The organism is Lactobacillus bombicola (assembly GCF_900112665.1).
GTDB classification, from domain to species: domain Bacteria; phylum Bacillota; class Bacilli; order Lactobacillales; family Lactobacillaceae; genus Lactobacillus; species Lactobacillus bombicola.
This window is the reverse complement of sequence record NZ_FOMN01000012.1, coordinates 23,932-31,986: the sequence shown is the minus strand read 5'-3', so window position 1 is coordinate 31,986 and position 8,055 is coordinate 23,932. Positions and strand designations below refer to the sequence as shown.

Here is an 8,055-nt window from a genome sequence, read left to right as displayed (position 1 = left end):
ATGGGTGGCCAGGGGTTCGAACCCTGGACCCACGGATTAAGAGTCCGTTGCTCTGCCAGCTGAGCTAGCCACCCAAAAAATGTTATCTTAAATAACCAACAAAAATTATTATGCTATTATTTTAAATGAAATGCAAGCTTTTTTGTTAAATTTTTGTGCTTTTTTTGGCTAAATAGTTAAAAACCAGTATAATGGTAAGCAAAGGGGGGCTTTCGATGCCAAAGAAGATTCTCGTTGTCGATGACGAAAAACCAATTTCTGATATTATCAAATTTAATTTGACGAAGGAAGGCTTCGACGTCGACACTGCCTATGATGGGGAAGAAGCTATTAAAAAAGTTGATGAATATAATCCAGATTTGATGATTTTGGACTTGATGTTACCCAAAAAAGATGGTTTAGAAGTGGCACGTGAAGTTAGACAAACTCATGATTTACCGATTATTATGGTAACAGCTAAAGATACGGAAATTGATAAAGTACTCGGGCTGGAAATGGGAGCGGATGATTATGTTACTAAGCCATTTTCTAATCGTGAACTTGTAGCGCGAGTTAAAGCTAATTTACGGCGCCGTAGTATTGCTAAAAAAGTGGAAAGTGATAGTGATGATACTTCAACCAAGAATATAACTATTGGTAATCTGGTGATCATGCCTGATGCTTATATTGTTGAAAAAGAAGGTAAAAAAATCGAACTCACTCATCGTGAATTTGAGTTGCTTTATTATTTAGCGCAACATATGGAACAAGTAATGACTAGGGAACATTTATTGCAAACAGTTTGGGGCTATGATTATTTTGGCGATGTTCGTACCGTTGATGTAACAGTCCATCGTTTGCGGGAAAAAATCGAGGATAATCCGATTCAGCCGCAGATTTTAGTAACTCGTCGCGGTGTTGGCTATTATGTGAAACAGCCAACAGAAGACTAATTAAAGAAAGCCTGCAGAATGATTTTTTGCGTGGCTTTCTTTTTATATATTTGGATAATTATGAATAGAATAAAAAATAAATTTAAGCATTTAACTATTTCAATTAACACTACATTAGCAACTGTTTTTATGGCAATGATTATTGCGACCATTGAGGTCATTGGGGTATATTTCACTAGACAATTAGAACAAAATAGCATTGATAATTTTCAATCGTCAATTCAAGTACTACCAATTGTAACCAACCAGTTATCGCTGCAGTTAGTCAGGGATAATAAGCACACTAACAGTAACTTGAATCGTATAGTCAACGATTATAGTAACGGAATTGGTACGATTAGTGAAATTATTGTTGTTGATAATAAGGATATCATTCGGGCTGTTTCTAGGTTAAATGATAAAAATCGTATTGGACAAAGAGTCAATAACACTATTGTTAAGCAAGTAACTTCAACGGGTAGACAAGCTACAAAGGTAGTTAATGATCATGGTGACTATATGATTCAGGTGACACCTTTGAATGCAGGCAATGGTTCTACCAATATTGTGGGCGCAATTTACGTTAAAGCATCAATGCAGGGTGTTTTTAATGATTTACGAAATATTTCTTTAATGTTTTTAGTGACCTCGTTAGTGGCAGCAGTAATGGGTGCTATTTTATCATTAGTAGTTTCACATGCAATTACTAAACCTATTGAGGAAATGCAAAGTCAAGCTCTAAATATTGCTGACGGAGATTATTCTAGTCAAGTAAAAATTTATTCTAATGATGAATTAGGTCAACTAGGCCAAGCATTTAATACCTTGTCAGTTAGAATTGAACGTTCACAAGAAGAATCTGAAAGTGAGCAGCGAAGATTAGATAGCATTTTGTCACATATGAGTGATGGGGTTCTGGCAACGGACCGGCATGGTAATGTTAATGTGGTTAATCAAATGGCACTTAACTTTTTGAATACAACTGAAGAGAAAATCACCAATAAGCCAATTGCGACAATTTTAGGTTTAAAAGAATCTTCCCAAGACTTGATTGCTAATCAGAAAGGAATTGTACTTACAGTTAACGAAGGTAGTCGTGATGAAGTTATTTTACATGCTAGTTTTTCACTAATTAAAAGAGTGACCGGTTTTGTTTCAGGTAGTGTGTGTGTGTTACACGATATTACTGAGCAACAAAAAAATGAAAACTCTCAAAAACAGTTTGTTTCAAATGTTTCCCATGAATTGCGTACCCCGCTTACAAGTATGCACGCCTATATTGAAACCTTAAATGAAGGGGCTTGGAAAGATCCCAATGTAGCTCCTAAATTTTTACAAGTTACCCAAGAAGAAACTGAACGAATGATCCGTATGATCAGTGAATTATTAAGTTTGTCCAGGATGGATCGGGGTGCAGTCAAAATCAATTTTGAGTGGGTTAATTTTAATGATTTTGTTGCCCATATCTTAGACCGCTTCGATATGATTGTAAAAAATAATCAAAAAGAGGGTAAAAAGAAGTATACAATTAAGCGCCAATTAGGTACACAGGCCTTATGGGTTGAAATTGATACTGATAAAATAGCGCAAGTAATTGATAATATTATGAATAATGCTATTAAATATTCACCTAATGGTGGAGTGATTACTGCAAGTTTAACTCATGATGATCATCGCATTATTTTAAGTATTGCTGACCAAGGTTTAGGAATACCTCGAGAAGATTTAAGTAAAATTTTTGATCGCTTTTACCGGGTTGATAAGGCACGCTCGCGTGCTCAAGGCGGGACTGGCCTAGGGCTAGCAATTGCTAAAGAAATTGTAGAGCAACATCGCGGTCAAATTTGGGCTACTAGTAGTGAAAATAGAGGCTCAACTTTTTATATTGCCTTACCTTATGAACCAATGAGCGAGGGAGATGAGTGGGATGAAGCTTAAATTTAAATTAGGCGATATATTGTTACTAATTGGAACATTAGCAGCAGTTATTTTGTCGATTATTTTGTGGATTTTTATCATGACGAATAATCAATACTTTAGCCACATTAATCAAACTAGTAATGTAACTGAGCAGTCACATAGTCGCAACCGAATTATTTCAAATCTATTTGTACCAACGAGTTCTTATGGCTTTCAGAATGGTCAATTATATAACTTATATGATGCTAAAAAGAATTTGCCGTTAGAATTTAGTAATGAACTTAAGGATGTCAAATATGGTAACATCGAAAAAATCAGCTCAAGTCGGCACAAGTATGAGCAAATGCTTAATAATTCTGCATATGTGCAATTAACTTTTCCTAATGAAGTAAGTGTAAATTTGCTTACTAAAAAGGATGTCACTAAAAATGACCAGAAATTTCGCCGTATTTTTATATCACCGAGCAATTTTTATTTTTATTTAGGTAGTGATAAGAGTACAACAATTTATCGTGTGGGATTAATTAAGGCTGACTTTTCGCGTTTACGCAGTTATGCTCGAAATGCCCATGGACGTCAGCCGGTTAAATTTGTCCGATTAAATGATAGTTATGAAGTATTTTATACCCAAACAGAACATTGGCGGGTTTATAGTTATTTAACTAATAGTCAGCCAGATTCTTACTTCGTTACCCGACTTCTTGGTACAGCCAATGTAACTGCTCGTTCAAGTAAAAAGGGCTGGACCACTTATTCGCTGAATTACTACACAAAATTGCGAGCACCAAATACTGAACTAAAAGAAGCTGATTTTTTATATTCTCGCTATGAAAAGAGTAAAGTTATGTCTACTAATGAGCGCTTACTCGATAGTGTTGAATATGTTCATAAGTTAGGTCTAAGTGAACAAGATTTGCGTTATTTTGATTATAGTAATGGATCAGTTAGTTACGCTAATTATATTGAAGGCTTACCAGTTTTTTTGAGTAGTAAAAACCCGCAAATAACGACGCGTTTTGCGCAAGATGCAATAGAGATTGCGTTTAATAATACTGATTTACAAATTCCAATTCCGTTTGATGGACAAACGCGAACTTTGCCTCCAAGTGAGACCGTAGTGCATAATTTAGTTAATGCGGGACTAAAGAAAGCGGCAATCCAACGGGTAATTGTGGCGTATCGTGTAGAAAAAGATCATAGCCATGACAATTTAATTAATTTGATCCCAGTATATTATGTTAAAGCATATAACCAGTGGAAAAGTGCCGCAGAGTGGGAAAAATATGGCTCAAGTGGAGTTAACCAAAACCAGTTAGTGAAGGGGAATTAGGATGGATCGAAAAAGAATCGAATGGTTAATCTTAATTATATTTTTGTTAATTGATTTGTATCTTGGAATTGAGATGTGGCGCTCACCAATTAGTTTAAGCAATACGGCCGGAACGACAACTAGTATTCGGTCTGAAATGCGGGCAGATGGAATTGATATTCCATTACATATTTCGCGTAAGCAACAATCTGGTTATTATTTGGCGGCTAAAAATCGCGATTATCTTTCGCATAAAGAAAGTACCTTAACGCAAGTGACAACTCACTATTCAAAAAGTGATAACAGCCTATCTGCAACACCGCAATCGGCAATTTTACTTTCAGGTAATCGGAAAAAAATGCTTGAGCAACTAGATGATTTTAAGAACGATCCTACTTGTGTACCATATGGTAAAAATTTTAAATATGAGCCAAGTATGTCTGGCGAAAATGCTTATTGTTATGTACAAAAAACGGATTACGGTCAAGTCTATGATAATGATGCTCAATTAACAATTAATGTACGGAATAATCAAATTATTGATTATACAATTTCTTATATGGGACCAATTAGTGCAGTAAGAGAACCGCAGTTAATTATTAGTGCCTGGCATGCGGTTAAAGCAATGTATACTGATCGTGAAATTGCTAATAATTCACGTGTATTAAAGGTTAATTTAGGATACTCGAAATTGACTGAAGTTCGGGGCAACACGATTATGTTACCCACATGGCTTATTCTAGTAGAAAATAAAACAACTAAAAATATAACTGTAAAACGAGTTAATGCATTTACTGCCCAAATTTTACAAAGTAGCTCGTACAATGTTCAGAAAAATTAGAAAGGAAATTAATGTGCGTGTTTCTGTTTTAGCTAGCGGATCTACGGGAAATACTAGTCTAATTGAGACCAAGCAGCATAAAATATTAATGGATGCAGGCTTGTCAGGGAAAAAAACAAAGCAACTATTAAAAGATATAGGAGTTGATATCCATGACATTGATATGGTCTTTTTAAGCCATGATCATTCAGATCATAGTAAAGGATTAGGCGTATTGATGCGCCGCTATCCTAAATTAGCTGCTTTTGCAAATGATGGGACATGGAAATATTTGAATGAAAGTCAAAAAATCGGTAAGCTACCAGTTGACCAGATTAATGTAATTGAATCTGGTCAAACTAAAACGTTTGGTGATCTTGATATCACAGCTTTTGCTACTAGTCATGATGCAGCTAAGCCACAATATTACGTTTTTACTAGTGGCGGCAAAAGGATTGCCTTTTTAACCGATACAGGTTATGTTTCGCAGCGAGTAAAAGCGGTAATTGCTGATTGTGATGCTTACTTAATGGAATTTAATTATGATGATCTGATGCTACGTAACGGTCCTTATTCTTGGTCATTAAAGCAAAGAATTTTATCAGACGTTGGACACCTATCTAATCTTGATGCGGGTCAAGCGTTATTAGACGTGGTTACTAGTAGAACTAAGCATATCTTTTTGGCCCACCTAAGTCAGCACAATAATACAGCTAAATTAGCTTATGATGCAGCAAAAGAGATAATGATTAACGGTGATGCAAATTTACCAAGTGATGTTAAAATTGTTATGACCAATGCGAGTGCACCAACAAGCTTAATACAAATTTAATTAAATTATTTATATTTGTTCAAGCTTTATTAGTATTATTTAAAACATAACTAAAGGAGAACTAAATAATGGAAAAACAAAATAGTATTTTTAAAACTGCTATTGTTGGGATAGTAGCGGGTTTAATTGGGGGAGGTGCTTCATATGTAGCACTTGACCAAATTAATAATGCTAATTATAACAATAATGCGCAAACTAGTATTAGTTCCAGTAGTGCTAAAACTTCAAAAAATAGTGCCCGAAATAGTGGTGCAATGACTCCCGCCTACAACAGTGTTAGAGGAGCGGTTGTTTCGGTAATTAATATGAAACGACAAAATACGCGTAGTAATACTTTGTTTGATATTTTTGGTGACGATAATCCTAATAAGGATAAGGGTAAATTGCAGACTTATAGTGAGGGGTCTGGGGTTATCTACACCAAGTCGGGAAATAAAGGTTATATCGTAACTAACAACCATGTTGTTTCTGGGAGTGATAAATTGCAGGTAATGCTCTCAAATGGAAAAACAGTTAATGCCCGCATTGTTGGTACTGATGCAACAACTGATTTAGCAGTTTTGTCAATTGATGCTAGCTACGCTACACAAATTGCTGAATTTGGCGATTCTAAGAGTCTGCAGGCAGGGCAAACGGTAATAGCCGTTGGCTCACCTCTTGGTAGTGAATATGCTTCAACTGTCACCCAAGGAATAATTTCCGCACCAGCGCGAAGCATTACCACCTCTTCAGCTAATCAACAGACAGTCATTCAAACTGATGCAGCCATCAATCCAGGTAACTCTGGTGGAGCCTTGGTTAATTCTGCGGGTCAGGTTATTGGTATTAATTCAATGAAGTTATCACAATCTGGTGATGGGACATCTGTTGAAGGAATGGGTTTTGCCATTCCTTCAAATGAGGTAGTTACAATTGTTAATCAGCTAGTTAAGAAGGGTAAAATTGTACGACCACAATTAGGAGTCAAAGTTATTGCGTTACAAGGGATGCCAGCTAGCTATCGTAAACAGCTTAATATTAAGTCTAACTTAAAAGATGGAATTTACATTGCAGAAGTTACTAAAAGAGGTGCAGCTAGTGTAGCTGGTATCAAAGTTGGTGATGTTATTATTAAGGTTGACAACCAATCTATTTCAGATGTCGCTTCGTTACACAGTATTTTGTATAATCATAAAGTTGGTGATCGTGTTAGTGTAACGATTAATCGTAATGGTAATGAAATGAAGTTAAATATAAAGTTGCAGGCTGATTAAGTTCGAAAAATAAATGTATTAGTTATTAAAAGCTGTACTACACTGATTTGGATGGTAATACAGCTTTTTTGTTAATAATCAATATGCGGAACATCATAATATTCGTCTTTTATCTTTGTCAAGTTTTAAATGGGAGCTAAAATCTTGTTGATAACTGTGGAAAACTTTGTGGATTGTGCATAAATTAGCAAAAATTTCGTATAAGCTTTGTGGAAAACTTGTGAATTGTGTGTAAATATTATATTTTATTTTTTGGCTAATAAAGCTAAAAAAACGATGATAGCGCCATTCTTATCTAGAAAGTTTGTAAATTTCAACTATCCATGAATAGATGTGCGTAATTTAAAAATAAAAAATAAAAAAAAAGCAGCTAACACAAGTTATGATAAAAGTTAGTCTGATAACCACAAAATGTAGATTTTGCTTGTACACAGCTGTGGACAAAGTCAGTGGAAAGAATGGGTATTTGGGGATAAAGTAAAAATTATGAAGATAAAAATTATTTGTGTGGGCAAGTTAAAAGAAAAATATTTTAAGGACGCAATTGCGGAGTATCAGAAACGACTTAGTCGATTTGCTAAAATAGAATTAATCCAAGTAGTTGATGAGCAAGCGCCTGAAAAATTAAGTTTAGCTGAACAAAATCAAGTTAAGGAAATTGAAGGACAAAGGATTTTAGCTAAAATTAAAAGTAAAGAATATGTGTATGTTACAGCGATTAAGGGTAAGGAACGTAGTAGTGAGGAATTTGCTTTAGAACTAGAAAAACTGGGGACTTATGGTCATTCAGATCTTACTTTCGTAATTGGTGGTAGTCTGGGCACTAGTTCTGCTGTAAATCAGCGGGCAGATGATTTACTTAGCTTCGGCAAATTAACTTTACCGCATCAATTGATGCGGGTGGTGCTAATCGAACAAATTTATCGCGGTTTTATGATTAATAATGGTAGTCCTTACCATAAATAAGAAGATAATAAAAAACAATCAACTATGAAGTGCCCCCAAATTTG

At 35.2% G+C, this 8,055-nt stretch carries 7 protein-coding genes and 1 tRNA gene; 7 read left to right on the top strand and 1 reads right to left on the bottom strand.

Going from position 1 to position 8,055, the window contains the following annotated elements; genetic code table 11:
• Position 1 precedes the first annotated feature (1 nt).
• Positions 2–74, bottom strand: a tRNA-Lys gene (locus BM203_RS07805).
• A 141-nt stretch (positions 75–215) separates the two neighbouring features.
• On the opposite strand from BM203_RS07805, the gene yycF reads away from it, so the two are divergent.
• The 7 genes from yycF to rlmH all read left to right on the top strand — a co-directional run bounded on the left by yycF (position 216) and on the right by rlmH (position 8,011).
• Positions 216–932: a response regulator YycF gene (gene yycF / locus BM203_RS07800; protein ID WP_090094111.1), complete on the top strand. Its 717-nt coding sequence runs from the start codon at positions 216–218 to the stop codon at positions 930–932.
• 60 nt (positions 933–992) lie between these two features.
• Positions 993–2,849 (top strand): cell wall metabolism sensor histidine kinase WalK, encoded by a 1,857-nt coding sequence (gene walK, locus BM203_RS07795; protein ID WP_090094114.1) that lies wholly within the window; start codon positions 993–995, stop codon positions 2,847–2,849.
• The gene (locus BM203_RS07790; RefSeq protein ID WP_090094109.1) at positions 2,839–4,161 is read left to right on the top strand and encodes a hypothetical protein; all 1,323 of its coding nucleotides are present in this window, start codon (positions 2,839–2,841) and stop codon (positions 4,159–4,161) included. The genes walK and BM203_RS07790 overlap by 11 nt, the downstream gene beginning before the upstream one ends.
• A gap of 1 nt (position 4,162) precedes the next feature.
• Positions 4,163–4,981, top strand: a complete 819-nt coding sequence (locus BM203_RS07785; protein ID WP_090094107.1) for a two-component system regulatory protein YycI — start codon at positions 4,163–4,165, stop codon at positions 4,979–4,981.
• 13 nt (positions 4,982–4,994) lie between these two features.
• The gene (locus BM203_RS07780; RefSeq protein WP_090094113.1) at positions 4,995–5,792 is read left to right on the top strand and encodes an MBL fold metallo-hydrolase; all 798 of its coding nucleotides are present in this window, start codon (positions 4,995–4,997) and stop codon (positions 5,790–5,792) included.
• A gap of 68 nt (positions 5,793–5,860) precedes the next feature.
• Entirely contained in the window at positions 5,861–7,045 is a 1,185-nt protein-coding gene (locus BM203_RS07775) for a S1C family serine protease (protein ID WP_090094106.1), read from the top strand.
• A 486-nt stretch (positions 7,046–7,531) separates the two neighbouring features.
• The gene (gene rlmH, locus BM203_RS07770) at positions 7,532–8,011 is read left to right on the top strand and encodes a 23S rRNA (pseudouridine(1915)-N(3))-methyltransferase RlmH (RefSeq protein WP_090094104.1); all 480 of its coding nucleotides are present in this window, start codon (positions 7,532–7,534) and stop codon (positions 8,009–8,011) included.
• Positions 8,012–8,055: the final 44 nt, after the last annotated feature.

Bases quoted from the DNA above. Each gene is read 5' to 3' on its own strand.
- yycF (WP_090094111.1), top strand. From the start codon at position 216: ATGCCAAAGAAGATTCTCGTTGTCGATGACGAAAAACCAATTTCTGAT.
- walK (WP_090094114.1), top strand. From the start codon at position 993: ATGAATAGAATAAAAAATAAATTTAAGCATTTAACTATTTCAATTAAC.
- BM203_RS07790 (WP_090094109.1), top strand. From the start codon at position 2,839: ATGAAGCTTAAATTTAAATTAGGCGATATATTGTTACTAATTGGAACA.
- BM203_RS07785 (WP_090094107.1), top strand. From the start codon at position 4,163: ATGGATCGAAAAAGAATCGAATGGTTAATCTTAATTATATTTTTGTTA.
- BM203_RS07775 (WP_090094106.1), top strand. From the start codon at position 5,861: ATGGAAAAACAAAATAGTATTTTTAAAACTGCTATTGTTGGGATAGTA.
- rlmH (WP_090094104.1), top strand. From the start codon at position 7,532: ATGAAGATAAAAATTATTTGTGTGGGCAAGTTAAAAGAAAAATATTTT.